Source organism: Corynebacterium macginleyi (assembly GCF_003688935.1).
Classification (GTDB): Bacteria; Actinomycetota; Actinomycetes; order Mycobacteriales; family Mycobacteriaceae; genus Corynebacterium; species Corynebacterium macginleyi.
The window spans coordinates 44,506-69,728 of record NZ_REGE01000003.1 but is presented as its reverse complement, the minus strand read 5'-3'; the positions used below and the strand labels follow the sequence as shown (position 1 = coordinate 69,728).

Here is a 25,223-nt window from a genome sequence, read left to right as displayed (position 1 = left end):
TTGTAACAAAACTATAGCGGGCTGCTATGCTGGCGGTTATGGCTTCTTACCTTGTGCATGGCCTGTGGCTGCCGGTCTCGGGGCTTGGTCTATGGATTGAGCAGGTAGAAGGGCACAAGATCGTCATGCCTTCGGCTGTGCCGGAGAAGACGTTTCCGCAGGCAGTCGAAGCCATATTGGCTAAGAAATCTTTCCGGAATCGGGCGCGCGTATCACTACGAACCCCAAAGGGCAAAGATGTCTCACTCATGGTGCCCATGGCCATGTTTGCGCCGGAAGAAGCGGTAGAGACCCTAGCTCAGTTGGAGTATTTGGATCACCAGCCGCCGGCATCGGTTGCGCCGGATCTACACTGGCTTATCCACGCATATAGCGGTCTGAGCAAGTTTGTCCGCGCAGGCAGAGTGACATTTCGGCTGGCGTACCAGGCCAATGAATGGTTCCCCATGTGGCAGCTGGCCTCTGGTTTGGGCGAGCGTGGTTGGCTGGCAGAGATGATGGCGGCGGCACCCGGGATACTCCATATTAATAATAGGGCCCTTTCGGATGACCTGGCCGATGAACTAACGCACTGGATTGCCAACCGGGAATTGCAGCCGCTGCTCAATGAGCCCCGGCCTATGCCCTGGCACGACTTCGCCCGTGCATTACTGACGACGGCTCCTATCCGTCGTGGTCGTGCGCAATTGCTGCGTGGACTTAATGAATGGAAAAATTCCATTTACCAGGTAGAACTTCAGCTTGTCTATATTGTAGAGGAGCCGGAAGACGCGGCGTGGCCGATCCGGGTGCGGGTGCGCTCTGGAACAGATTCACCGCGGCCGGTGTTGGCGGATGAGTGGGATAGGGCGAGCATCGAGAAGCTCCGCGAGAATCACCGCAAGGCCGTGCGTGCGGCGCCTAGTCTGGGTCAGAGTACGCAAATGTCTCAGCCTGGCGACGGCGATTGGGATGTCTACCTGGATACGGAGCAGCTTACCCAGTTTATTGCGCACGAGGTGCCCGAGCTGAAGAAGCGGGGAATTACCGTCATGCTGCCCAAATCGTGGGCCCAGATGGATACGAAGGCCAAGCTGGAAACCCGCGCCGCGCGAGACCCCGCGGAGGCAGCGACGAAGAAGCACATCGGCATGAATCAGCTGGTGGACTATAACTGGCGCATGTCCGTGGGTGATGTGGAACTTACTGAGGCTGAGATGGATGAGCTGGTTAATTCCAAGTCCGGGCTCATTCAGCTGCGTGGAAAATGGGTGATGGCCGATACCCAGGTTGTATCCAAGGTCTCGTCCTATATGGAAGAGCTGGCAGAAAAGTCCCGTGAGCGCGCCAAAAAAGAGCTTGAACACTTGGCTGCCGCGGCAGAGATGTCCAAGAAACTTAACGAACCTGGCTGGCAGCAGCTCATGGCGGAGGTTGAGCGGCGCCGTGCAGAGTTCAACGAGAAAATTGAGCAGCAGGTTACGGTGGCGGAGCTGCGGGAACTAGCGCTCGAGTCGATGGCCAAAGAACCCATCGAATTTACCGGTACTACGTGGCATACCGCCTTGCTCGGCGGGATGGATACGGTAGCACCTAAACGCGTGGAGATTCCGGCGACCGTACACGCGGAGCTGCGCGAGTACCAGCGCACGGGCGTCGACTGGCTGTATTGGATGTCGCGTAACAATATTGGCGCCGTGCTTGCCGATGACATGGGGCTCGGCAAAACCCTCCAGCTACTGTCCCTTGTGGCGGTGGAGAAAGAACGCGGCAAACAAACTGGGCCCACTATGGTGGTGGCACCCACCTCAGTGGTGGGCAACTGGGCTCGCGAGGCGCGCCGGTTCGTGCCGGATTTCGAGGTCATGGTGCAGCACGGCGCGGGGCGGCCGGGAGGGGAGAAATTCCTCGAGGCCGCAGGTAAAGCAGATCTCGTTATTACGACCTATGGCACTGTCAGCCGGGATTTCAATCTCTTGGGTGAGGTGCCTTGGCAGCGTGTGGTCCTCGATGAGGCGCAGGCCATTAAGAACTCGGCCACGCGTTCCGCTAAGGCGGTGCGATCGCTGCCGTCTGAACACCGCGTGGCGCTCACCGGTACGCCGGTGGAAAACCGCCTGTCCGAGATGCGGTCTATCTTGGACTTCTGCAATCCGGGGATTTTAGGCACGGCGTCCTTTTTCCGTAACCACTTTGCTAAGCCTATCGAGCGCAATAATGATGAGGAGATGTCTAAGCGGCTGCGCGCGCTGACCGCACCTCTTATCTTGCGCCGTGTTAAGACCGATCCCAATATCATCGATGATCTGCCGGAAAAATCTGAGCAGATTTTGACGGTATCCATGACCACCGAGCAGGCCGCCCTGTACAAGGCGCTGGTCAATGAGGTGAAGAAGAGCTTGGAGGATGCTACGGGTATGAGCAAGCGCGGCATCGTTTTGGCCTCGCTTACCCGGATTAAGCAGATTTGCAATCACCCCGCACATTACTTGGGAGATGATTCGCCGGTGGTTATGAAGGGCAAGCATCGCTCGGGCAAGGTAAAAGAACTGATGCGGATTATTGATGCCGCAACTGAATCCGGCGAGCGCTTGCTCATCTTCACCCAGTACAAGGCCTTTGGGGACATCTTGCAGCCGTACCTGCGCCAGCAGCTGGGCCACGAAATTCCCTTCCTACACGGCGGGCTGACGAAAAACAAGCGCGATCGGATGGTGGAAGGGTTCCAGTCCGAGGATGGCCCGCAGGCGATGATCCTTTCGCTGAAGGCGGGCGGTACGGGTCTCAACCTGACCGCTGCGTCCATCGTGGTACACATGGACCGCTGGTGGAACCCCGCGGTGGAAAACCAGGCTACGGACCGCGCTTTCCGCATTGGTCAGCGCCGCAATGTGCAGGTGTATAAGATGATTACCGCTGGCACGTTGGAAGAATCCATTCAAGATATCTTGGATGGCAAGACGCAGCTGGCTGGTGCGGTTGTGGGTGAAGGCGAGGGCTGGCTCACGGAATTGGAGCCGGACCAGCTGGCAGAGCTTATGAGTTACCGGGGAAAGGAGTAAGCGGATGGCCGTCAAGGGCGATGACAATGTCATCTACGCAAACTTTGGCACCCGCAAGCGGGTGAGCACTCCTGACGAGGTCAACCATGTTGACCGCAGCGGACGCCTGCTTTCTAGGACCGCTGCTCGAATTTCCTCTTTCACTAGCCACGATGCGGATAGGGGGCGGCTGAGTCGTGGGCGCCAATATGCCGAAGGCGGGCACGTGGTGGGCCTGGAGATTCGCAATGGTGCCATTCATGGGCGCGTGGCCGGTTCCCAGAACGAGCCGTTTTCGGTGCTCATTCAGCTGCCGTACCGCGATAATGACGATATTGCCGCACTCGCAGGGCACTTTGCACGCACGCCTAATTCTGTAGCGAATGCGCGGAAGGGCCTGTTATCTGAAGACGCGCTGGATACCCTTTTTGCCAGCGACGCCGAGGAACTGCGTTTATCCTGCACGTGTCCGGATTCCGCGTATACGTGCAAACACGTTGTCGCGGTGGGAGATAGGCTCGCCACCCGCGCTGATGCGGATCCGGCCGTGATTTTTAATATGCGCGGGCTGGACTTTGTGCGCCTGGAAAAGGCCGTCATGGAGCAATCGCAGCAGGTCTCCCGCGAAAGCTTTGGGGCCAGCGATTTATCTGTGGAAGAAAAAAACGATGTGTTCTGGAATGGGCGTGGAATGCCTAAGCTGCCGCACCCCAAGGTTGCCCCAGCATTAGAAGATTCCGATCCGGACCTCTTGCGTAAGGCCCTGCGGGCCGTATCGCATACTAATATTGACCTTTTGCGTGCCGTGTCCGATATTGAAGATCTCTACTACCATTTAACGCATTGATTATGACTGCAACGACCTTTATCCACACGTCCGATTTCCAACTGGGAATGACCCGCTGGTTCTTGAAAGGGGAGGCGCAAGGTCGTTTTAACGATGACCGCGAGTCCGCCATCATGCATCTAGGCCAGCTGGCGGAGGAAGTTGGCGCGCAGTTCATCGTCGTGGCTGGCGATGTATTTGAACACAATGCGCTCTCCCGGGAGATTCTGGCACGTGCCACCGAAATGTTCAAGCGCTTGCCCGTTCCGGTATATGTGCTGCCAGGAAACCACGATCCGCTGGTCGCGGACTCGGTGTTTTATCGCACCGGCGCGGATAATGTGCACGTCATCGCGGATTCAGAGCCGATCGCGGTGGGCAAGGGCGTGGAATTGGTGGGGGCGCCATACCTGTCCAAGCGCGCCAACCACGATTTGGTACGCCAGGCCTTGGAGCCGCTCGAGCCTACGGAGGGAATCCGGATTGCCGTGGGCCATGGCCAGGTGGATTCGCGTACTAGCGGGGGAGATGCCGATACCATTGACTTGGAATTCGTAGAGGAGTGTTTGGACCGCGGGGTGATTGATTACTTGGCACTGGGTGATACTCACTCGACGGCCAGCCTGGGCAAGACTGGCCGTGTCTGGTTCTCCGGCAGCCCGGAGACCACGGACTTTAAGGAATGCTCCACCGGTGGCGGCGAGGTCGATTCCGGGAATGTGCTGGTGGTAAGGATTGCGGGGGATGATATAGACATCAATAAGCGCAGCATCGGGCGCTGGACGTTTGAAGCCCTCGATGCCTCCGTCAATTCCGCCGAGGATGTCGAGCGCTTCTTACGCAGCCTGGAGGAGTACCCGGATAAGGTGCGCACGGCGATTAAATACGGCCTGCAGGGGACCCTCGGCATTGCGGCGCATGCTCGGCTGCAGCGTGGGTTGGATGAGTTGGAGGCGGTTTTTGCCTCGCTGCGCCCACGCGAGCGGACCATGGACCTGTTTCTGGAGCCTAGCGACGATGAACTAGCTAACCTGGATATTTCTGGCTATGCCGCCGACGCCCTGCAGGAGATGCTGGATAACCGCGCGGATCCGGTGGCCCGCGACGCCGCCAACCTGTTATTTCGCTTGGAGGGATAAATCACATGCGCATCCACAGCTTAGAGATTAAAAATGTTCGCGGCATCGAGCACTTGGTTTTAGATGAACTTCCAGAAACTGGGGTGGTGGTCATCCACGGCGAGAACGAGGCGGGTAAATCCACCATCGTGGAGGCCCTCGATGTGGTGCTGACGGAAAAACACACGGCTGGTTCTAGCGGCATCCGGGAACTGCAGCCGGTAGGCAAGGACGTCTCGCCGGAGGTCATCGCTGATATTTCCGTGGGGGAGTACCGCTTTCGTATTGCCAAGCGCTGGCTGAAGAAGAAGTACAGTGAGCTGGTTATTTCGTCCCCGCGCCACGCGCAATTTACCGAGCGCCAGGCCGATGACGAGCTGGAACAGATCTTAAGCCGGAACATGGATCGCCAGCTTCTGGATGTCCTCTTCATGCGCCAGGATGACTCCAAAGACGCCATCTCCGCGGCAGGCATTCCCTCGTTAACCCGGGCCCTTGAGCAGGAGACCGGCCTAGCGGATGACGAGGTATCCGGCGATGATTCCCAGCTTTTGGCCAAGGTAGATAGGGAATATAAGCGCTACTTCACTGGAAAGGCGGCCAAGGCGACTGGCGAATATAAGAAGGCCCAGGAGACCCTGGAGCGTGCCACACGAGAGCTGGAAGAAGCAACTGCTGCGGTGCACGGGCTCGATTCTGTGGTGGAGCGCTATGAGCACTTGGAACGTCAACAGGAAGTAGCCGAGGAACAGCTTCCCGCGGCCCGCCAGGATCTCGCCGAGAAACAGTCCGCCGCAGATGAAGCCGTGAAGGCCCAGCACCAGGTGGATGCGCACAAAGCCGAGCTCGCTCGCGCCAAAGAGGACTTTCAACGCGCGAAAGATGCGCAGTCTAAGCGCCAGGAGATGACCGAGGCACTCGAGGCCGCCGGCACCGCAAAGGAAACCGCCGCGGAAAATCTCGCGGCCGCTCGTGAAAAAGCTGCAGAGGAGAACGAGAAGAAAGAGGCCGCGGAAAAGAAGCTGGCCACCGCCAAAAAGGACTACGCCACCGCGCGCGCCGCGCTGAAACAGGCGCGGCTGTATCAGGACAAGGAGATCTTCCAGCGCTTGGATAAGCGTCTGCTCAAGGTAGAGGACTTGGCGCAGGGCGTGGAGAAGGCGCAAGCGGAGATCGCCCAGCGTGGGCGCGCGATAACCGCCGCGGATGTCGAGGAACTCCGCAAGGCGGATGCGAATCTGTCACTGGCCAAGCGCCTGCATGATGCTACTGCCGCCAAGGTGGAGTTTTCCGGGCCTGAGGGTGCGGAGATTGGGGTGGATGGAAAGCAGGTGGACATCGCCAAGCAGCCCGCAATTGAGCTTGTCGATGGCCGCGAGATCACCATCGGCAATATCACCGCCCGCTTCGTGGCTGGCGCGTACTCTTCCGATAAAACCCAGCGCGAGGTGGACCAGGCCGAGGCGCGCTTGCAGGAGCTTTTCGATACCACCGGCGTGGAGTCCATCGCCGCCGCCGAGGCCCTGCACAAGGTGCACAGCGAGCAAAATGCCGGATTGGATGCGGCCGCGCGCAAACTCGAAGGTGAGCTGGGGCCGGATGATTTGGGTGAGTTGCGTGCCCAGCACGCGGCGCTCAAGAAGAAAGTCTCCGGGCTCGATGACGCACCGACCATGAATTTATCCGCTGCCGAGGACGCGGAGGAAAAAGCACGTGAGCTTGTCGATGCCCTCGACCGCGAGCTCATTCCCTTTCGCGAAAGCCGCATTGCCCACGACGCGGTGCGCCTGGAAGCTGAGCTCGACGCCGCGACTGAGAAGTCCGAGCGTGCCCAGCGCGAGTTGGCCGAAGCGCGGGAGAAGACCTCCGATGCTGGGTTGGAAGAGGAAACAAAGCGGCTGGATATGCGGGTGACTACGCTGGAAGAACAGCTATCTGAGATGGAGGCCGTGGACCTGGCTACCGCCCAAGACTTGGTAAAGGGCGCGCGATCGCACCTAGAGTACCTGCAAAAGCAGGTACAAAATTCCAAGGTGGAGCTGGGCAAGCTGTCTAGCGAGATTAACTATCATTCGGGTGCGGCCGAACGCGAGCAGCAGGCCCAAGCAGCTGCAGAGATGGCGCAGGCGGTATTAGAAAGCGTGGAAAAGCGCGCGCTGGCGGCGCGTTACCTGCGCGAGCTGCTGCTCAAACATCGCGATGCCGCGCGCCAGCGCTACGCCGAGCCCTTCATGGCGGCGCTGGCCCAGCTCGCCCACACCATTTACGGCGGGGATATCAGCTTTGAGTTGGCAGAAGATTTGTCCGTCACCGCACGCACCCGCGATGATGAAACGGTGGCCATGACCAGCCTGTCTGGCGGAGCGCGCGAACAGCTGGCTATCCTTACCCGCTTTGCCATCGCGCGCTTGGTGGCGGGGGAAGAATCCGTGCCGGTCATCGTCGATGACGCGTTGGGCTCTACCGATGCCCACCGCCTGCAATTGATGTCCACCTTGTTCTCACAGGTGGGCCGCGAGAATCAGGTTTTGGTCTTTACCTGCATGCCGCAACGCTATTCGCGGGTAATTGGACGCAGCGAGCGCGACATCGCCATGCTGAAGGGGGTAATCTAGTCCTTATGTCTGAACAAACCCGCTGGTTAACCGATGATGAACAGGAGCTATGGCGCCTCTTATTGGCTGCGACCCGCAAGATAGATAGGGGCATGGACGAGACGCTCAAGGCGGGCGGGGAGATCTCCGTTTCCGAATTCGCGGTCTTGGTATCGCTTTCGGAGGCTCCTAATCAGCACCTGCGCCTGCGCGACCTGTGCACTGAGCTGGCCTGGGACCGGTCGCGTGCCTCCCACCAGGTCACCCGCATGGAGAAACGCGGGCTTTTGGTCAAGGAAAAGACCACTGATGATGGCCGCGGGGTCAACGTGCACATCACTGAGGCTGGGCTCCATCATCTCGAGCGTGCTGCTCCTGAGCACGTGGAATCCGTCCGCCGTTTGGTCTTTGATCATCTCCACGAGGACGATGTTCCCGCACTCAAGCGTTTTTTCCATGGGGTATTGCAGGTCAATAATGTCCCCGGATATTCGGGATTCGTCCCGGATTCTTTATTGAATGGAGGAAAATAACGTTGCCATGATGGGACAAGAACTATTCGAGCACCCCAAAAAGCAGCACAAACAGTATGGTTTAACGGCTTTGGGGGAGCTGAGCCAGCGCATTGGTGACCCAGAGGCCTTCGCTGAGGATCGCGCCGACGCCGATCAGCTTGCCGCGATGGAAGAAGCCCTGGAAACCTACCCCGATTCCGCGTTGACCTTTGATGAGGATGCCGATACCTGGATCGTGGGCGCGGAAGAGGACATCGAGAAAATGTTCGCAGATCGCGAGGCATTCCTCGACGCTTTATTAAACGACGAAGATCCAGGGATCTAATGCCACCGCAGAGATCATAAACTGTTAAGATAATTCTAGTTAATCTTCGGTGAAGCGAGAGGTTTGATCTTTATGAACGAGCGTGAGGCTCAAGAACAACGCGAGGCGGCGGCCCGGCAGCAATCCGAGGGTTGGGTTCCTGTTTTTGTCCAGTGGATTCCCTGCATGCTGGTGGTCCTTGTACCGATCGTAGCTATGTTCTTTGGCATGTACTACATCGAGCACGGCACCCTGGATATCACCCAGCCGATCATCAACGAATTTATTGTTGAGTAATTCAGCGCAGTAGAAAACCGGCCTCCCTTGGATAGTGGGAGGCCGGAATTATTTTTATTTCTTGAGTACCTGGCGCCAGGTCATTTTCTTGCCATTATTTAAGATGGCGCGGCGGTAGATGCGCGCGACAACGATGAGGATCAGCGCGGTGACTACAGCGAGGACCGCATAGCTTCCTGCCAAGCCCAGCCAGCTCATATTGCCGCTCGCGACTTGGAGGGGAGCGACCAACATGGAGACCGGCGGCACCCAACCCATGACCTGCATCCAGGTGGCGTCCAAGTGCATCCAGCCAAACATGGGGACATACATGGTGGCAATGACGAGGAGCAGGATGGGCATCTGCGTCGATTGCAGATCCTCGGTGCGCTGTACCATGGAGCCGGCTGCGGCATAGAGGCTGCCGAAGAACAAGAGGCCGAGGATTTCTCCGACGAACAGGGCAGCGATTAGGCCATAGTCGAGCTGGATTTCGCTTGCTGCGCCAGTAAATGCCAGGGAAGCCACGCCGCCGGCCAGGACGAGAAAGGTGCCGAGCAGCCCGATGATGGTATTGCCAATGACCTTGCCGGCCAAGAAATCCACTGGGCGCACCGTGGAAAGGATGATTTCCACCACGCGCGAGGATTTTTCTTCTGTAACGCGGCCACCGATGAGCCCGGCGAAGGTCATGATGGAAAAGACCACCACGAAGGCGGCGATAAGGACGATGCCAACATTGCCCATCTGTTCTTCGGAGGCTTCACCCGTTTCCAGATCAACCGCGGTCACCTTGGTTGATGGGGTGGCGGTGGCAAGGTCTTGGGCATCAATATTCAGCGTATTCAAGGCTTCTGCCTGCGCCTGCGCCGCGACCACTTGATTGACTGTGGTGGAGATCGTGGCGGAGACGGTGCCGTTGGCCAAAAGCTCCCACCCCTCGTCGTCGGCGGGCACGAGCGCGGCGTCGACGTCGCCATCATCGATAAGCTGCACCGCGCTATCCCTGTCATCTGCGGCCTGCGTCTCCAGTCCGGAATCAGCGAATGCGTCTTCCTCCATGCCCACCACGGCGACGGAATCTGATTCATCGTCACCACCGGCAATCAAGTCAATGATAATGGGGGTGGCGATGGCACCAATGAAAAGCAGCAGCATCATGATGACAACGGATTTGGTCTTGAGGGCAACCGCCATTTCGCGCTTGGCGACGGTCCCTATGGTCTTCATTGCCGAATACTGCACGGGCTAGGCCTCCTCGGTGGTGGTGCTGGTGACGACGTCTTGGAAAAGCTCGGTGAGATCGGGGACCTTAAGGCCGAAAGAGTGAACGGGGCCAGCTACCATGGCAGCACGCAAGATGGCTTGGTCCTCGGTGCCGTCATCGGCTTCAAGCACAACGCCCTTATCTGTTTCCTCAACCAAGTGAGTGCCCTCCGGGTACCAACCGCGCGCAGGGGTTTCCACCGCATAGCGCGAAGCTCCCTGGGTGCGTAGCTCATCTACCGTGCCCTCTGCCACCATGCGGCCTTGCGTGACGATGCCCACCTGATCGCACAGGCGCTGCACCAGGTCCAGTTGGTGGGAGGAGAATATGACCGGTACGCCGCGGGCGGCGCGCTCGCGCAGCAGGTCTGACATGACATTGACCGCGACTGGGTCCAAGCCGGAAAAGGGCTCATCCAAAATCAGCATGTCGGGGTCGTGGATCAGGGACGCGGCTAGCTGCACACGCTGCTGGTTACCCAAGGACAAATCGTCCAGTTTATCGTCTCGACGCTCTGCCAACCCCAGCTGCTCCAGCAGCTCCGTGCCAGATTTCTGGGCGGCCTGCTTGCTCATGCCGTGCAGGGTGCCCAGAAATGTGAGCTGACTGAGCAGCGGTTCCTTGCCGTAGAGACCGCGTTCTTCTGGCATATAGCCAATGCGGCGGCGGTTATCGTCATTAATGGGTGATCCATCGAAATAAACCTCACCAGAGTCTTTCGCGAGCACGCCCAGCGCTATGCGCATGGTGGTGGATTTTCCCGCACCATTGGAACCGACGAAACCGAAGATCTCGCCCTCTTGCACGCTAAAGGTCATATCTCGCAGCGCGCGGACGCTGCCAAATGTTTTATTGAGATGGTCGATTTCTAAGGTGGGCAAGGGGCATCCTCCATGGCTCGCCTATATTGCATAACTTTCGTGGCTCTATGTAGTCAAGCATTTCATAGATGGAGTAGTTTAGCCATAAAAGTCACAGAAAATGAGGGAGAATGAAATTTCTCCTAGAGTGTCTAATGGTTTGTGTATAGGTTACCAGCCTGCTTAAGGCGATAAGCCAGAATGGCTAGTGTGGTACGACGAGACCTAAGCTAGTAAAGCCACAATTTGATGCGATTGAATAAGGGAGCTTCTTGTTCACCCTGAGATGGCGAAGCTTATTGACGAGCTAGGCACTTCCACCACGGGTGCCAATGATTTGGTTCGCGGGATGCTGCACGCTTCAATTACCCGCAGGCTTAATGCGGAAATGGATACCCATTTGGGCTATGTATCCGGTGATAGACCAGCTAAAGCTACTGCTGGAACGGATAATTATCGCAATAGCGCGTATCCGAAAACCGTAGATTCTCACTACGGGCCAGTAAGCACTGATGTTCCACGAGATAGAAACGGCACATCGGGCCCGACCCCCGACGTGTCCATTTTCCGGGGTTAGGGTCCTAGAGTTAAGGAGACGTTTACTATCAAACTAAGGTTTGGAGTGATTTTCTGATGAGCCGTTCGATTGGCCTTGCTGGGATTGCCGTGCTGGTGATTTCGGGAGTCTTTGCTTTAATCGGTCACACAAACATCTCGTATATTTTTCTAGCCTTTGCCGCCGTTGATCTCATAGTTGCCGTGATCTATCAGCCTGACGAATCCAATGACAGAAGAGCTAAACAGTTGAAGGTAGTTAGCTGCTCAGCCATACTCCTCGGCACACTTTTCATCTATATAACAGGTTCTTGGATAGGTATCATCGCAATATTCTCAGGGATAATAGATCTCATGGCCGGAGAATTTTCAATACTCAAAAAACAGCCGCAGAAACGATAGAGCTGTCGACTCTAATGCAAAATGCTGGCAGCCAATGATTGACCTCAAACAGGTGGGTACCTTCGTTCCTTTTCTGTTCTTCTAGATTGTTTGTTCGAACAGTGCTCCACCGTTGTCTAATTCTTAGGTTAGGCTCTATTTCGCGAAGCGGGGCCTAACCCCTGTTTGGTATATTACCTTCTTCCCAACTTGATCGGGTCAGATATCAGGTGTCCACCAGGTGGGGGTCAGGTCCAGTATTCGGATGGATACAAGCCATCAACCACATGGCCTTAGCTGACCGCTCCCAAAAATACCTATAAACCCAACCCGACATGCCAACAACTTGATCCGCTTCGATGGGGTCACACCATTTAAATACAGCGTTAAAATTGTATACAATGAGCAGTACACACTAAAGAACAACATCTGGGGCGAAATCCTCCCCTCATATCACTGGCAATCGCCTTGGAATCCCTAAGACGGCAGCCAAAGAACGAGGTTAAGCACCGAAAGCGGAAACGCTACCGGCGAGGAAAACGCAAAAAGTAGCCACCAGGGGTTCAGGAAGCAACAACCATCCTGAACCCCGGGGCTACCCCTCCAATACTAAACGAAAGGATAAAATCATGAGCTCACGAACTCTCTACTTCATTGCCCTGGCCCTACTGGCCATATCTCTGACCATCAACGTCATCAACGGGTTCACTACCTCCAGCACCATTCTCACCGTCGCGGCCGTGGTGGTACTTGGCTACGCCACCTACAAGAAAGTGTGGAAGAAGTGAGCATTAGAATCACAGACACCGACACTGGGCGGGAACTGTGGACGATTAATCAATGCGCTGAGCATTGTGGAATTACGCCCACAACGTGGCGTAGCTACCGCAATCGTGGCAGGACACACCCGTCTCCTCAACCTGTAACCCACCTTGATGGTCGAACTCCTCTGTGGGATGCGGCTGAGGTCAGGGCGTGGCATTCCTCGCGGCCTGGCTCACCGGTTCGGAACGCACCACAGAGTAAACATGCCTGACCATTTAGACGAAAAATACCCCCAACGTTTGCTAAGGGTGTTTTTCGTTGTACCACCTGGAACACGAGTGTGACAGTTTCTCGCTATTTTCAACGTGCTCAGGAGGGGGATTAAGCTTAAAACCATCCCGATTGGTTTTGAATGTAGCGTAGCCTCCGGCCGCAGCAACGATAAGAGCAACAACACTTGGCACTGGCTAGCCGTACTAATCCATGACGAATGTACCAAGCAAAGCCAATATCGTGACTGCAGAAAATACTATCTGTTGCCTGTGCTCAATCAATCCTCGGTTATCAATCGAGTGAGCTGCCGAATTCTGAAGGTCAGCATCGGCCACAGCAGTTTGGTGATGAGCTTCGATGGATGTTTCCGCCATCTTCATCATTCTGTTAGCGGCACCGGGGAGCATGTCTTCATCCCCCGAGAAATCCTTAACGGCAGGCAAAGGTCCTTAGTGTGCAGCGACCATTGTTTGGATTCGGGTGTGCTCGATGTCAGCGCCATCCGGCAGGGGGTTTATCTCGGGAGTGGAACCTTCTGCATCGCTTCGCTCAGAGCTCGGCCTGTGTCATTCCAGCTTTCCCTCATCAGTGTTTCCGGGTGAGTCGTTTTCACGAGGAGTACTTCTTTCCCCGGGTTTCGTCCCGTTTGAGTAAATGGGAAAATTTGGACCAGCCAAGAAAAATTTTGACCAGGATTTAAAAGACCGTGTGGTCTGTCTTATGGAAGATCGCATCGCGGCGGAAAACATGTCAATGCAAGCCGCATGTAAGGCAGTGGTCCCGAAGTCGGGGGTCATGGCAAACGGCTACTCAGTGGACTTGAGCCCGCCCGCTGCGTGGAAAGCCTTCCACAACCAACGCCTGAAGATGTGACCCCTGTCGAGTTCATTTGTAAGACGTTAAAAGAATAACCGGGCTGGTAGCCTCATTACCTCGCGTGGTTATCGCTAGTCCAAGACCCGAGGACTTAAGTGCTCATCGCCTTCGTGATTCTGGGCCGGTTGAATTCAGTGGTCCGGTCATTGGGATAGTGACGGTGTCTGAGGGGCCCGACCCGTAAACCTAACGTGCCGGATCTGTGCCTGCATTTGACCTTTGGCGGGGCGTGAGTTCACAGGCCAGGGGCCTCAACACGCTATGGGTGGCTGGCATTATGTATGTGCGCACGAAGAAAGGCATTGTGTACACCGCGTTTGTCACTGACGTGTTTTCTCGGCAGATTGTTGGGTGGGCATTATCGGACTCAATGCGGACTTCACGCTTTGCCGCTGCACGCTTTCGACCAGACGATCCAAGCTACTGCTGTTATAACGGCCATGTAATTCGACGACATTCACCCCAGTAATCCGCCAAAAATGGCCCGAACCATCCAATACACAAAAACCGAGAAACCCCTCTCACCAGCAAAAACGCTAGTAAAAGGGGTTTCGTTAAAGTGTCCCCGACAGGGATCGAACCTGCGACCTTCGGTACCGGAAACCGATGCTCTAATCCGCTGAGCTACGGAGACATCGTTGGGAAAATTCCCAACGATGTGATTCTAGCGCATCCGCCGCTGCGGAACTAAATCAGGCCCGGTACGTCAGTAGTGGTGACCTCACCGGTGCGCAGATAGTGCACGCCAATCTCATCGACGGTCTTATTTCCCAGCGCAAAGTGTCCGTGGCCGGGGCCGTGGACGGTGAGGACGCGCGATTGCATGGGTCGGGAGAGTGCCGTGTGGTACTGATACGGGGTCTGGGGGTCACCTGTGCCCTGGATTTGCAGGGGCTTGGTAGCAAGGTGTGAGCCATCGAGTGGCACCTCGCCGGTAATGGGTACGCGGCCGCCGCACCCAGCGCCAGATCCATACAGGGAATTAGCCAGCGAGAAAATATCGCCGGTGACAAAGGTGGACCACAGGTAGGTGGGGAAGAGCCACGGATTGCCGGGGACGGTATTCTCATTGCAGACGATGAGATTTTGCATATTCATCATCTGGATAGCCTGCTGTTGTACCTTTTGGGCGAGGTCCGGATCGTCTACTATCTCCAATGGTTTACTGCCGTTTAGGTACTTGGCAAAGTCGTCCCAGTGAGCGGGGGTGGGAACCACCTCTCGGGTTCGGCCCAAGGTTACCGAAAACCGCTGATCTGCCTGCGGGTTAATCGCTTTGTGGGCGAGGAACTCCGCCTGTACGCGTAGCCCACCGGTGGCGGTCATGATGTCGGCGCCCGGTTGGCCGACGAACTCGAGCCCTGGGGGAAGGTCGCCGATTTTTGCATCGGGTGGCAATACGGTGGGGCGGGCACCTGCTTCCAGGGCGACTTTCTGCGACCACTTTTCATAGACCCGGAGTGGGGTAGTGCCTAAATGGTAGGTGGCGTCATTATCCGCAATGTAATGGAAAAGATCGTGCAGCGCATTCTCATACCCTTGTTGCTGTGAGGCGAAGATGCCATTCCACGCCAGTTTTGGGCTCATGCCGGAGTCAAGCAGCACCTTGCCAGTGTGCTGCGGGTACTTGGTGGCGTAGACGGAGCCGAGGTATGTGCCATAGGACAGAGCGGCGATGTCGATGACGTCTTCGCCCAGCGCTTGGCGCACCATCTCCCAGTCCTGTGCGGTGTTGGCGGTGGTTAAAGAGTTAGTGTAGCCAGGGGTATTCTGCTCGCACGCGTCTCGGATGGATTTGCCAATTTGCGTGATGGCCGCGATCGTATTGAAACTCGGGGTGGCAGCGCAGTCGACCGGGGTGGAACCAGGCAAGCCGCGTGGTTGGACCCCAATCAGATCCCACTCGTTGCGAACTGCTTCGGGCCACTCCATGACTTCGTTTCCAGCCCAAGAATAAGCGTCCCCGCCGGGGCCGCCGGGGTTGGTAAACAGTGCGCCGCGACGGGCCTCTGGTTGTGCCGCCGGCACGCGGACGAAACCGACGCTAATGGTGCCGGCCGCAGGATTATCGTAGTAGGTAGGTACTTCTATCCGGCCGCATTCGGCGCTATCGATATTGACCTGTTCGGGGCAATCCTCCCAGGTGATCTGTGGGTCAGCCGCCGCGGCAGTGGGGGCTGCTGCGCCCAGTGCGAGGGCGCTGGCGCAGACTACGGTAGAAATTTTTTGAGAAAAAGAAAGCATAAGCTAAATCTCCGACTTCTATAGCGTTTGTCAGAACTAGCTTATGCTTCTTACAGCTTCGTGGCAGTGATTTCTAAGCGCCGGGTGCCCTAACTCGGCACCCTAACCTCACTACTTCACAATAATCACAATGAGATCGCGCGGACCGTGCACTCCTTCGACACGAGAGAGCTCGATATCAGAAGTCGCGGAAGGACCAGAGATCCACGTTGCCGGTTTGTAGGGGTCTATTCGAGAGATTACCTCGGGGACACCATAGACGATCTGGTCGCGGCGGACGATACAGATGTGACGGTCTGGTACCAGCGTTAGGGCGCGGCGGCCGCACTGGGAATTGGATTGCAACACGATGGTGCCGGTCTGCGCAGATGACACGAAGGACTCGGTGACGACGGCATCGGCATCGTCAAGCTCGCGCGGATCCGCTGCTTCGTCGTCAGGGCGGGCCGGAAGGCCAATAAAAAGCTCGGCATTCATGCCCGGGGCGTAGCGTATGTCTGTGCAGTTGCGATCCTTGACGATGGTCTCCAGCGTCTTTTTGAGATCGCTTTCCTCCGTGATGTGGACTTCTGCCTTGTAATCCTCAAGCCGATCGACCAGCATCTCGCGCAGTTCGTCATCATTTAGCGTGCCTTTGCGCTGGTAATCGCGCGGAATATCAACGTGATCCGGCAGCCCAGCCTGCTTCTGTGCCGAACGAATACGGTTTAATATTTCTTGTTTAGCAGTCACTTGGAGCTCTCCTTACGAGCATTGGCCAGGAGTTCTTTGCCTTCATCGGAGTCGAACCATTGACGGAAAGATTTCTTCGGTGGAACCGCGGTATCGCGGCCATCGGACCAACCGGACATAAATAGCGGCAGCGACGAGATGGTGCCATTAAATCCGCCCATGACGCGGCCGAGGGCCACGAGGCGGGTGACCTTATCCCACATCTTGGGGCTATCCCAGAGGAGCTGCACCGTCTTGAAAAGCTTCGGCTCGATCGGGGAGGCAGCGTGCGTGATTTTCTGGTGGCGGTTTTCCACGATGACATCAGAAAGCGGAATCTTCACCGGGCACACCTCGTCGCAGCGCCCGCACAGCGAGCACGCGTACGGCAGGCTAGCCGATGGATCGTGGTGATCCTTTATGCCGGTCAGCTGCGGGGTCAGTGATATGCCGATGGGCCCTGGGTACACAGAACCATAGGCGTGGCCGCCCGCACGCTCGTAGACGGGACAGACGTTCAGACAGGCCGAGCAACGGATACATTTTAGCGCCTGGTGACCGATGGGCGAGGACAGTGCAGCGGTGCGCCCATTATCCAGCAAGACGATGTGGAAGTTCCGCGGGCCATCGCCTTCTGTCACACCGGACCACATGGAAGTATAGGGATTCATCCGCTCCGCAGTGGAGGAACGGGGGAGCAGCTGCAGGAAGACTTCCAGGTCTTGGAATGTAGGCACGAGCTTTTCGATGCCCATGACGGTAATTAACGTCTCCGGTAGCGTCAGGCACATACGTCCGTTGCCCTCAGATTCCACGATATTAACGGTGCCTGTTTCAGCCACGCCGAAGTTCGCGCCGGAAATGGCGACCTTGGCCTTCATAAATTGCTGCCGCAGGAACTGGCGTGATGCCTCGGCCAACTCGGCGGGCTCAGCCTTCAACGAGTCATCAATATTGGGCATCTTATTGACGAAGATATCGCGAATCTCCGCGCGGTTGCGGTGGATTGCCGGCACCAAGATGTGGGATGGTTTATCGTCACCGAGCTGGACGATGAGTTCTGCTAAGTCGGTTTCCTGGGCGTGAATTCCGACCTCTTCCAGGTGCTCGTTCAAGCCGATTTCTTGGGTTGCCATCGACTTAATCTTGACTACATTGGTCTCGCCCGTTTCGCGGATAAGCCCCTCAATTATCTCATTGGCTTCCTTGGCGTCGCGGGCCCAGTGGACGATTCCACCGCGGTCAGACACGGCCTTTTCAAATTGCTCGAGTAGTTCCGGCATGCGGGCAGCGACGTCTTCTTTAAGGGCAGAACCGGCGTTGCGCAGCTGCTGCCAGTCATCTACTTCTTGCACGGCCTTGGCGCGCTTTTGGCGGATGGTGGTGGTCGCGTGCTGCAGGTTATGGCGCTGGGTGGCGTTATTCAGACCCACGTGCGCAAGCGGGACGAAGGTTTTGCTGCCCCGCAAGTTGCCGTAGCCTTCAGGGGCGCGTGGTGGGGTGGTGTCGAGGAAAGAGGTCATTAGAGCATCGTCTCCTTTGAGTAAGCGGCGGAGTCAGGCTGCCACGGGTGTTCCTTCGTGGAGGCCAAAATCTCTGCCATGTGCAGTGCGCGGATGCCGGAGCGCTGGCGGTGCAGTGCGCCACCGATATTCATCAGGCAGGACGAGTCACCGGCGGTAACGTACTCGGCTTTGGTGTCTTTAATGTGGCGGGTTTTATCGGTGACCATGGCCTGGGACACTTCTGCGTTCTTCAGGGCAAAGGTGCCGCCGAAGCCACAGCACTCCTCGCTGTTGGCCAGCGGTGCTAAGTCGATGCCCTCGACTTCTTGCAAAAGCTTGTAGGGTCGGTCTTCTAGCTTGAGGAAGCGCAGGCCGTGGCAGGCGGAGTGATAAGTTACACGGTGCGGGAAGAAGGCACCGACGTTGGTCACGCCTTCAATATCGACCAAAAATTCCGTGAGATCGTATGTTTTTCCCGCGGTCTTCTGCGCGCCATCGACATCGGCAGAAGTCCCGAAGCGGTCGGCGATACTCTCGTGTCGATCGCGAACCGCTGCCACGCAGGAACCCGAGGCGGCGACGACGTAGTCGATAGAAGGATCTGCGAAGGCGTCCGCATAAGAGCGGATCATGCCCAATGATTCCTTCTGGTAGCCGGTGTTGATGTGCATCTGGCCGCAGCAAGTTTGCTCCTCTGGAAGGACCACTTCGTGACCTAACCGGGAAAGTACCAATGCCGTCGCCTTTTGGACATCCGGGAAAAGAGTGTCACCAATGCAAGTAGAAAAAAGCGCAATGCGCATACGGTGCTCCTTATTAGTTTTTAGTCATGGAGGTGTAACTAACCCTACACATTCACCGTGTGGATAGTAGGTGGAATTACCTAGTACTAGCATATATTTTGTAATTTTTATCGCAATATAGGTTTGCCTAAGATGTCTAGAAATGGTATTTTGCGCCCCGCCGTAAGGTTAGGCAGTGCTTCCTTTCACACGTGTCGGGGCAGTGAACTAGACTCTTGTCTCATGACTCCAGCTGATTTGGCCACCTTAGTTAAAAAATTCGCCACCGCGGTCATGGCAGAACATGACTTAGATGCCTCGGTATTACCAGAATCTGTCACGGTCGAGCGCCCGCGCAACCCAGAACACGGTGACTACGCCACCAACCTTGCTTTGCAGGTGGCCAAGAAAGCCGGCGTTAATCCACGCGAATTGGGCGGCTGGCTAGCACAAGAATTGGCCCAGCATGATGCCATCGAAAAGGCTGAACTTGCTGGCCCTGGCTTTATTAATATCCGCTTGGCTGCTGCCGCTCAAGGCGAGATCGTAGCCCAGATTCTGCAAGCAGGATCGGAATACGGTTCTAACGACTCCTTTGCGGACAAGAAGATTAACTTGGAATTTGTATCCGCCAATCCCACCGGTCCGATCCACTTGGGAGGCACGCGGTGGGCTGCCGTAGGCGATTCGCTGGGCAGGGTACTCACTGCCTGCGGCGCAGAGGTTACCCGCGAGTACTACTTCAACGACCATGGCGGCCAGATCGATCGTTTTTCACGCTCACTTGTTGCCGCAGCTAAGGGTGAGCCCACCCCGGAAGACGGCTATGGCGGAGACTATATTCGCGATATCGCTACCGCAGTGTTGGAAAAGAACCCAGGCGCGCTCGAAGGGGATGCCGCGCAGGTGCAAGAGGCCTTCCGTGCTGATGGCGTGGAGATGATGTTCGCCCAAATTAAGCAGTCCCTGCACGAATTTGGTGTGGACTTTGATGTTTATTTCCATGAAAATTCTCTCTTTGAATCTGGGGCGGTAGACAAGGCGCTCGAGACCTTGAAGGCTGGAGGCCACCTCTACGAAGCAGACAATGCGTGGTGGCTAAAATCTAGTGATTATGGCGATTCCAAGGATCGCGTCGTGGTGAAATCGGACGGCAATGCGGCCTATATCGCCGGCGATATCGCCTATGTGGCTGACAAATTCGACCGCGGTCACGACCTCAATATCTACATGTTGGGTGCTGATCACCACGGTTACGTTCCGCGCTTGAAAGCGGCGGCCGCCGCCTTGGGCTATGACGCCGATGGCGTTGAGGTGCTCATCGGTCAGATGGTCAATCTGCTTCGCGATGGCAAGCCGGTGCGCATGTCCAAGCGCGCGGGCACTGTCATCACCATGGAGGATTTGGTTGCCGCCATCGGCGTTGATGCATCTCGTTATTCACTGGTGCGCTCCTCGGTGGATCAGTCCATCGATATCGACTTGGGACTATGGGAGTCGCAGTCTTCGGATAATCCTGTCTACTACGTGCAATACGGGCATGCCCGGTTGTGCTCGATTGGACGCAAGGCAGCTGAGCTGGACATTAGCTCCGAAGGTGCGGACCTTTCGCTGCTGGAGCATGATCGCGAAGGCGACCTGATCCGTACCCTGGGTGAGTTTCCCGCAGTGGTGGCAGATGCCGCGGAATTGCGCGAGCCGCACCGCGTGGCGCGTTATGCCGAAGAGTTGGCTGGCGTATTCCACCGGTTTTACGATACCTGCCAGGTCCTGCCCAAGGCGGGGGAGGATGAACAGCCCATCCACAGCGCGCGCCTCGCGTTGGCGGAAGCATCGCGCGTTGTACTATCTAATGCCTTGACCATGGTCGGCGTGAACGCACCGGAGAAGATGTAAATGACCGACTTCAACGAACTTCCCGCTCACGTATGGCCGCGGAATGCGCACCGTCAAGAAGACGGTGTAGTCACCGTGGCTGATGTCCCCCTGCCGGATGTGGCAGAGGAGTTCCACACGCCACTCTACGTATTCGATGAAGACGATTTCCGCTCGCGCTGCCAAGACATGGCCGGTGCCTTTGGCGGACCCGATCACGTGCACTATGCCTCTAAGGCGTTCATTTCCAAAAAAGTGGTGCAGTGGGTCAATGAAGAAGGCCTGTGCCTCGATGCTGCCTCGCTCAATGAGTTGAAGATTGCGCTCGCCGCCGAGTTTCCAGCCGCGCGTATTACGGCGCATGGCAATAACAAAGATGAGGAATACTTACGCCTGTGCGTGGATGCGGGCGTGGGCCACGTAGTTATCGATAATGAGCAGGAGCTCGAAGAGCTCAACCGCATTGCCGGGGAGGCAGGCGCGGTCCAGCCGGTGATGATTCGCGTCAAGCCGGGCGTGGACGCGCATACGCACGAGTTCGTGGCCACTTCGCACGAAGACCAAAAATTCGGTATTTCCTTAGCCACGGGTGCGGCGTTTGCTGCTGCGAAGCGCTGCCTGGAGGTAGACAACCTCCACCTGACCGGCTTGCACTGCCACGTGGGCTCCCAGGTTTTCAATGCCGAGGGCTTTAAACTTGCTGCTGAGCGCGTGCTGGAGCTCTACCGCCAGATCCATACCGAGCTGGGCGTTAGCCTAGCCGAGCTGGATTTGGGCGGCGGCTTCGGTATCCCGTATATGCCCTATGAGGAAGCGTTGGATATTGACCGCGTAGCTCAGGACATGCTGCGCGCTGTGGAGCGGACCGCAGACGAACTCGACATCAAGGCACCGTTTCTTCTCGTGGAGCCCGGTCGCTCCTTGGTGGCGGGTTCTGCCGTGACCGTCTACCGTGTGGGCACGGTCAAGGACGTGGAAACCGGCAAGGCCGATTTGCCGGTGCGCCGTTATATCTCTATCGATGGGGGAATGTCCGATAACATCCGTCCTGCGCTCTATGGTTCTGAATACGATGTGCGCCTGGTAAACCGCTTTAGTGATGGCGGAATGGTGCCCTCGCGCATCGTGGGTTTCCACTGTGAATCCGGCGATATCCTCCTTGCGGAAGGTGAATTGCCCAATGATATCCAGCCGGGAGACCTGCTTGCTTTTGCGGCCACCGGTGGGTACCAGTACATGATGTCGTCCCGGTATAACGGCGCGGTACGCCCTGCGGTTGTTGCCACGCGCGTGGGAAATACCAAGCCGATGTTGCGGCGCGAGACCATCGAGGACCTCTTGTCCTTGGAAGTGGATTAGTCCGACACATCCCTCGTAGCGCCGCTGCTGTATTCGGCCCGCACAGCCGAGGCTTCGGTCGCTGAACGGAATATTATCCCCCGCATGTCCCAATATAGACAGCTCGTTCTGTATAGTGTCCTGTAGCCGCGCAAAGCGGGGACATTTTCACCACTAAATCGACATGGAGACGGACTATGGATGCTTCACACAGTGAGCTAGATCTACATTCGACCGGTAAGGGCGAAGGCGAAACCGTTGGCATTGCGCTGCTTGGATTCGGCACCGTGGGAGCGGAAGTTTTCCGCCTCTTAGATGACAATGCGGATGCCTTTGCTCATCGCATCGGTGGACCAGCAGAGATCCGTGGCATCGCTGTTCAGAACAAGAACAAGCTGCGCCCGGGCGTGCCCAGCGAACTGCTGACTGATGATGCCAAGGCCCTGATCTCTCGCGATGATATTGACCTAGTGGTGGAGGTCATCGGCGGTATCGATTTCCCGCGTGAGTTGGTTTTGGCCGCGCTTAACTCTGGCAAGTCCGTGGTGACAGCCAATAAGGCGCTCGTTGCCGCGCATGCTGATGAATTGGCCGAGGCCGCGGAACGCTCTGGCGTTGATCTTTACTTTGAAGCTGCAGTGGCCGCCGCCATCCCCGTCGTGGGCATGCTGCGCCGATCCCTGGCAGGTGACCAGATTGAGCGCATCTCCGGCATCGTCAACGGTACTACCAACTACATCTTGGATGCCATGGAATCTACCGGGGCTTCCTACGATGAGGCCTTGGCGGAAGCCACCCGCTTGGGCTATGCCGAGGCGGATCCGACTGCGGACGTGGAGGGCCACGACGCGGCGTCTAAAGCGGCCATCATGGCCTCCATTGGTTTTCATACCCGCGTGAAATTCGAAGACGTGCATTGCGAGGGTATCACCAAGATCACTGCGGACGATATTGTCGCAGCAAACAATGCCGGCTATTCCATCAAGCTTTTGGCTATTTGCGAGCGCCTGCACCGTGAGGATGGATCCGAAGTGGTCAACGCTCGCGTTCACCCTACCTTGGTGGACAAGGACCACCCGCTGGCCTCCGTGAGTGAGTCCTATAATGCCATCTTCGTCGAGGCAGAGGCAGCCGGGTCGCTCATGTTCTACGGCAATGGTGCCGGCGGCAATCCCACCGCTTCAGCCGTGCTGGGCGATGTCGTCGGTGCCGCCCGCAATATCGTACACGGCGGTCGCGCGCCGGGCGAGAATACCTACGCCAACCTGCCCATCGCGGACTTCGGTGAGGTCGATACCCGCTACCACATCGATATGGAAGTCCAGGACCGCGCTGGCGTGTTGGAGGCCATCGCCGCGCTGTTTGCTCAACATGAGGTATCGCTGCGCACCGTGCGCCAGGAAGATGGCGAGGACACCGCGCGCCTTATCGTGGTCACCCACGCTGCCAAGGAAGCGACCCTGGAAAACATCGTTTCGGTCTTGGGCGAGCTCGATGAAGTTGAGGCCGTTCACTCGGTCATTCGCCTGGGCAGCTAAATCAGTTCGATATATTTAGTGTTCATGAGCATCGAAGTTGAAGTCGGCACCAAAGCGATAGTCACCGTCCCCGCCTCCACGGCGAACCTGGGGCCGGGATATGACACCCTCGGCATGTCGCTGAGCATGTATGATACCGCCGAGGTGGAGGTCATTCCTTCCGGCCTCGAGGTAGAGATTTTCGGCGAGGGGGCACAAGAACTCCCGCGCGATGGCTCGCACCTGATGGTGAAAGCTATCCGCTCGGCACTATCTGCTGCGGGCGCGACCGTGCCAGGGCTGCGCGTGGTCTCGCATAATACAATTCCCCAGTCGCGCGGCCTCGGTTCTTCGGCTTCCACGGCTGTGGCCGGCGTGGCCGCGGGCAACGCCCTGGCGGGTAGCCCGCTAACCCAAAAACAGCTCGTGCAATTGTCTTCGGCCTTTGAGGGACATCCTGATAACGCCGCGGCCTCTGTATTAGGAAGCGCCGTGGTCTCGTGGACGACGGTCCCCGTCGATGGCCGCTCTTTGCCGGAATACAACGCCGCCACCATCCCCGTGCATCCAGACATTCGGGCGACGGCGCTGGTGCCGGATTCCCACGCCTCCACCCAAGCGGTGCGCCGTGTGCTGCCCTCGCACGTGACGCATTCCGATGCCGCTTTTAACGTTTCGCGCACCGCCGTCCAGGTAGCCGCATTGCAGAATTACCCTGAATTATTGTGGGAAGGCACCCGCGATCGCCTGCACCAGCCGTATCGCGCTGACGTGCTACCGGTAACTGCGGAGTGGGTTAACCGCCTGCGCAACCGCGGGTACGCCGCCTACCTTTCCGGGGCGGGGCCGACGGTGATGGTGCTGCACACGGAGGACATCGATGAGAGTGTTCTCAATGATGCCCGCGAGCAGGGCTTGCGCGTTTTCGATCTCACAGTCGCGGGCCCGGTCCGGGTGGAAGTTACGCAGGCTTAATCTCGATCTGGCACACTTCGGGGCGTTGTATCGGTGTCAAGGTAATATCCGTGTCCGTACCGCTGGCTTCTTGCAAAAAGCCAGCGTGAATGGCGCAGACAAAAGCGCTCGGGGTAGCTCCAGAGGACACAAAAGGGCAGGCATTCAATTCGATTTCGCAAGGATCCTCGCCCTGCGACGGATCAAAACCCATATCGCGCAGGGTGGCGAAAAGAGTATCGAGTGCGCCGATGTGGATGTCCGCGCCCGTAGCCCGCGCCCACTGCCGCCCTAGTTCGCGGGCTTGTGAGGAAGAGAAATCATCGAGCTCTTCCTTTCCTGCAAGCATAGAGGTCAGCACGCCAATGAGGCTGGCATACTCTTCCGCGATGGCGCGGTTATCTGGCACGCGGGCCTGGTACACCAGGCAGGGGCGCCCGCGTCCGGAGCTGTGTTGTGGAACCGCAGTGATGGCTCCGGCCTGAATGAGCTCATCGATATGCCCGCGGGCGGTATTGACGTGCATGCCTAGTGCCTCTGCTACCTCCGTGGCACGGGCTCCCCGTGGGTAGTGCTGGATTTGCGTGAGTACCTCGCGCTGCTTGGGCGAGAGTTTGAGTGCTTCTGGGAAAAGGTCAGAGCTGGGGCGGGGCAGCGAATTAGGCAT

22 protein-coding genes, 1 tRNA gene and 2 pseudogenes are annotated in these 25,223 nt (G+C 57.2%); 16 read left to right on the top strand and 9 right to left on the bottom strand.

Annotated features, from left to right (window positions below):
- Positions 1–26 precede the first annotated feature (26 nt).
- The 7 genes from D9V82_RS03635 to D9V82_RS03605 all read left to right on the top strand — a co-directional run bounded on the left by D9V82_RS03635 (position 27) and on the right by D9V82_RS03605 (position 8,674).
- On the top strand, positions 27–3,041 hold the full coding sequence (locus D9V82_RS03635) for an SNF2-related protein (RefSeq protein ID WP_121911039.1): 3,015 nt from the start codon (positions 27–29) through the stop codon (positions 3,039–3,041).
- A gap of 4 nt (positions 3,042–3,045) precedes the next feature.
- Entirely contained in the window at positions 3,046–3,867 is an 822-nt protein-coding gene (locus tag D9V82_RS03630; RefSeq protein WP_121911038.1) for an SWIM zinc finger family protein, read from the top strand.
- A gap of 2 nt (positions 3,868–3,869) precedes the next feature.
- Positions 3,870–4,985: a metallophosphoesterase family protein gene (locus D9V82_RS03625; protein WP_121911037.1), complete on the top strand. Its 1,116-nt coding sequence runs from the start codon at positions 3,870–3,872 to the stop codon at positions 4,983–4,985.
- A gap of 5 nt (positions 4,986–4,990) precedes the next feature.
- Entirely contained in the window at positions 4,991–7,579 is a 2,589-nt protein-coding gene (locus D9V82_RS03620; protein ID WP_121911036.1) for an AAA family ATPase, read from the top strand.
- Between the two features lie 5 nt (positions 7,580–7,584).
- Positions 7,585–8,091 carry a MarR family winged helix-turn-helix transcriptional regulator gene (locus D9V82_RS03615; RefSeq protein WP_121911035.1) on the top strand — a complete coding sequence of 169 codons (507 nt, stop codon included), beginning with the start codon at positions 7,585–7,587 and terminating at the stop codon, positions 8,089–8,091.
- On the top strand, positions 8,078–8,398 hold the full coding sequence (locus tag D9V82_RS03610) for a molecular chaperone GrpE (protein WP_121911034.1): 321 nt from the start codon (positions 8,078–8,080) through the stop codon (positions 8,396–8,398). The genes D9V82_RS03615 and D9V82_RS03610 overlap by 14 nt, the downstream gene beginning before the upstream one ends.
- Positions 8,399–8,470: 72 nt before the next feature.
- Positions 8,471–8,674, top strand: a complete 204-nt coding sequence (locus D9V82_RS03605; RefSeq protein ID WP_121911033.1) for a hypothetical protein — start codon at positions 8,471–8,473, stop codon at positions 8,672–8,674.
- Between the two features lie 54 nt (positions 8,675–8,728).
- On the opposite strand, the gene D9V82_RS03600 is transcribed toward D9V82_RS03605, so the two are convergent.
- Complete coding sequence (locus D9V82_RS03600) at positions 8,729–9,898, bottom strand: ABC transporter permease (RefSeq protein WP_121911032.1); 1,170 nt, start codon at positions 9,896–9,898, stop codon at positions 8,729–8,731.
- A 3-nt stretch (positions 9,899–9,901) separates the two neighbouring features.
- The gene (locus tag D9V82_RS03595) at positions 9,902–10,801 is read right to left on the bottom strand and encodes an ABC transporter ATP-binding protein (RefSeq protein WP_121911031.1); all 900 of its coding nucleotides are present in this window, start codon (positions 10,799–10,801) and stop codon (positions 9,902–9,904) included.
- A gap of 233 nt (positions 10,802–11,034) precedes the next feature.
- On the opposite strand from D9V82_RS03595, the pseudogene D9V82_RS03590 reads away from it, so the two are divergent.
- From D9V82_RS03590 to D9V82_RS12165, 3 genes and pseudogenes are all read left to right on the top strand, one after another.
- Positions 11,035–11,327 (top strand): annotated as a pseudogene (locus D9V82_RS03590) (transposase); the annotation flags it as partial.
- A gap of 86 nt (positions 11,328–11,413) precedes the next feature.
- Complete coding sequence (locus D9V82_RS03585) at positions 11,414–11,737, top strand: hypothetical protein (protein WP_121911030.1); 324 nt, start codon at positions 11,414–11,416, stop codon at positions 11,735–11,737.
- A gap of 608 nt (positions 11,738–12,345) precedes the next feature.
- Positions 12,346–12,504 carry a hypothetical protein gene (locus tag D9V82_RS12165; protein ID WP_167449720.1) on the top strand — a complete coding sequence of 53 codons (159 nt, stop codon included), beginning with the start codon at positions 12,346–12,348 and terminating at the stop codon, positions 12,502–12,504.
- A gap of 453 nt (positions 12,505–12,957) precedes the next feature.
- On the opposite strand, the gene D9V82_RS03575 is transcribed toward D9V82_RS12165, so the two are convergent.
- Positions 12,958–13,197: a hypothetical protein gene (locus D9V82_RS03575; RefSeq protein WP_121911028.1), complete on the bottom strand. Its 240-nt coding sequence runs from the start codon at positions 13,195–13,197 to the stop codon at positions 12,958–12,960.
- A 211-nt stretch (positions 13,198–13,408) separates the two neighbouring features.
- Here D9V82_RS03575 and D9V82_RS12160 point away from each other — a divergent pair, with 211 nt between their 5' ends.
- Together D9V82_RS12160 and D9V82_RS13070 are read left to right on the top strand one after the other, a co-directional pair.
- Complete coding sequence (locus D9V82_RS12160; protein WP_167449719.1) at positions 13,409–13,627, top strand: hypothetical protein; 219 nt, start codon at positions 13,409–13,411, stop codon at positions 13,625–13,627.
- A 262-nt stretch (positions 13,628–13,889) separates the two neighbouring features.
- A pseudogene (locus tag D9V82_RS13070) lies at positions 13,890–14,099 on the top strand (hypothetical protein); the annotation flags it as partial.
- 91 nt (positions 14,100–14,190) lie between these two features.
- Here the strand turns inward: D9V82_RS13070 and D9V82_RS03570 are convergent.
- The 5 genes from D9V82_RS03570 to D9V82_RS03550 form a co-directional block, all read right to left on the bottom strand.
- Positions 14,191–14,264 (bottom strand) — tRNA-Arg (locus D9V82_RS03570).
- 53 nt (positions 14,265–14,317) lie between these two features.
- The gene (locus tag D9V82_RS03565) at positions 14,318–15,874 is read right to left on the bottom strand and encodes an alpha/beta fold hydrolase (protein ID WP_121911027.1); all 1,557 of its coding nucleotides are present in this window, start codon (positions 15,872–15,874) and stop codon (positions 14,318–14,320) included.
- A gap of 111 nt (positions 15,875–15,985) precedes the next feature.
- Positions 15,986–16,606: a LutC/YkgG family protein gene (locus D9V82_RS03560; protein WP_121911026.1), complete on the bottom strand. Its 621-nt coding sequence runs from the start codon at positions 16,604–16,606 to the stop codon at positions 15,986–15,988.
- Positions 16,603–18,108, bottom strand: coding sequence for a lactate utilization protein B (locus tag D9V82_RS03555; protein WP_121911025.1), 1,506 nt, complete (start codon positions 18,106–18,108; stop codon positions 16,603–16,605). The genes D9V82_RS03560 and D9V82_RS03555 overlap by 4 nt, the downstream gene beginning before the upstream one ends.
- Positions 18,108–18,893, bottom strand: coding sequence for a (Fe-S)-binding protein (locus D9V82_RS03550; protein WP_121911024.1), 786 nt, complete (start codon positions 18,891–18,893; stop codon positions 18,108–18,110). The genes D9V82_RS03555 and D9V82_RS03550 overlap by 1 nt, the downstream gene beginning before the upstream one ends.
- 222 nt (positions 18,894–19,115) lie before the next feature.
- Between D9V82_RS03550 and argS the strand changes: the two genes are divergently transcribed.
- From argS to thrB, 4 genes are all read left to right on the top strand, one after another.
- Entirely contained in the window at positions 19,116–20,768 is a 1,653-nt protein-coding gene (gene argS, locus D9V82_RS03545) for an arginine--tRNA ligase (protein WP_121911023.1), read from the top strand.
- Positions 20,769–22,106: a diaminopimelate decarboxylase gene (gene lysA, locus D9V82_RS03540; RefSeq protein WP_121911022.1), complete on the top strand. Its 1,338-nt coding sequence runs from the start codon at positions 20,769–20,771 to the stop codon at positions 22,104–22,106. It begins immediately after the preceding gene.
- Positions 22,107–22,282: 176 nt separating this feature from the next.
- On the top strand, positions 22,283–23,623 hold the full coding sequence (locus D9V82_RS03535) for a homoserine dehydrogenase (RefSeq protein WP_121911021.1): 1,341 nt from the start codon (positions 22,283–22,285) through the stop codon (positions 23,621–23,623).
- A gap of 24 nt (positions 23,624–23,647) precedes the next feature.
- Positions 23,648–24,577: a homoserine kinase gene (thrB, locus tag D9V82_RS03530; RefSeq protein ID WP_121911020.1), complete on the top strand. Its 930-nt coding sequence runs from the start codon at positions 23,648–23,650 to the stop codon at positions 24,575–24,577.
- Here the strand turns inward: thrB and D9V82_RS03525 are convergent.
- Positions 24,564–25,223: a helix-turn-helix transcriptional regulator gene (locus tag D9V82_RS03525; RefSeq protein ID WP_121911019.1), complete on the bottom strand. Its 660-nt coding sequence runs from the start codon at positions 25,221–25,223 to the stop codon at positions 24,564–24,566. The genes thrB and D9V82_RS03525 overlap by 14 nt on opposite strands.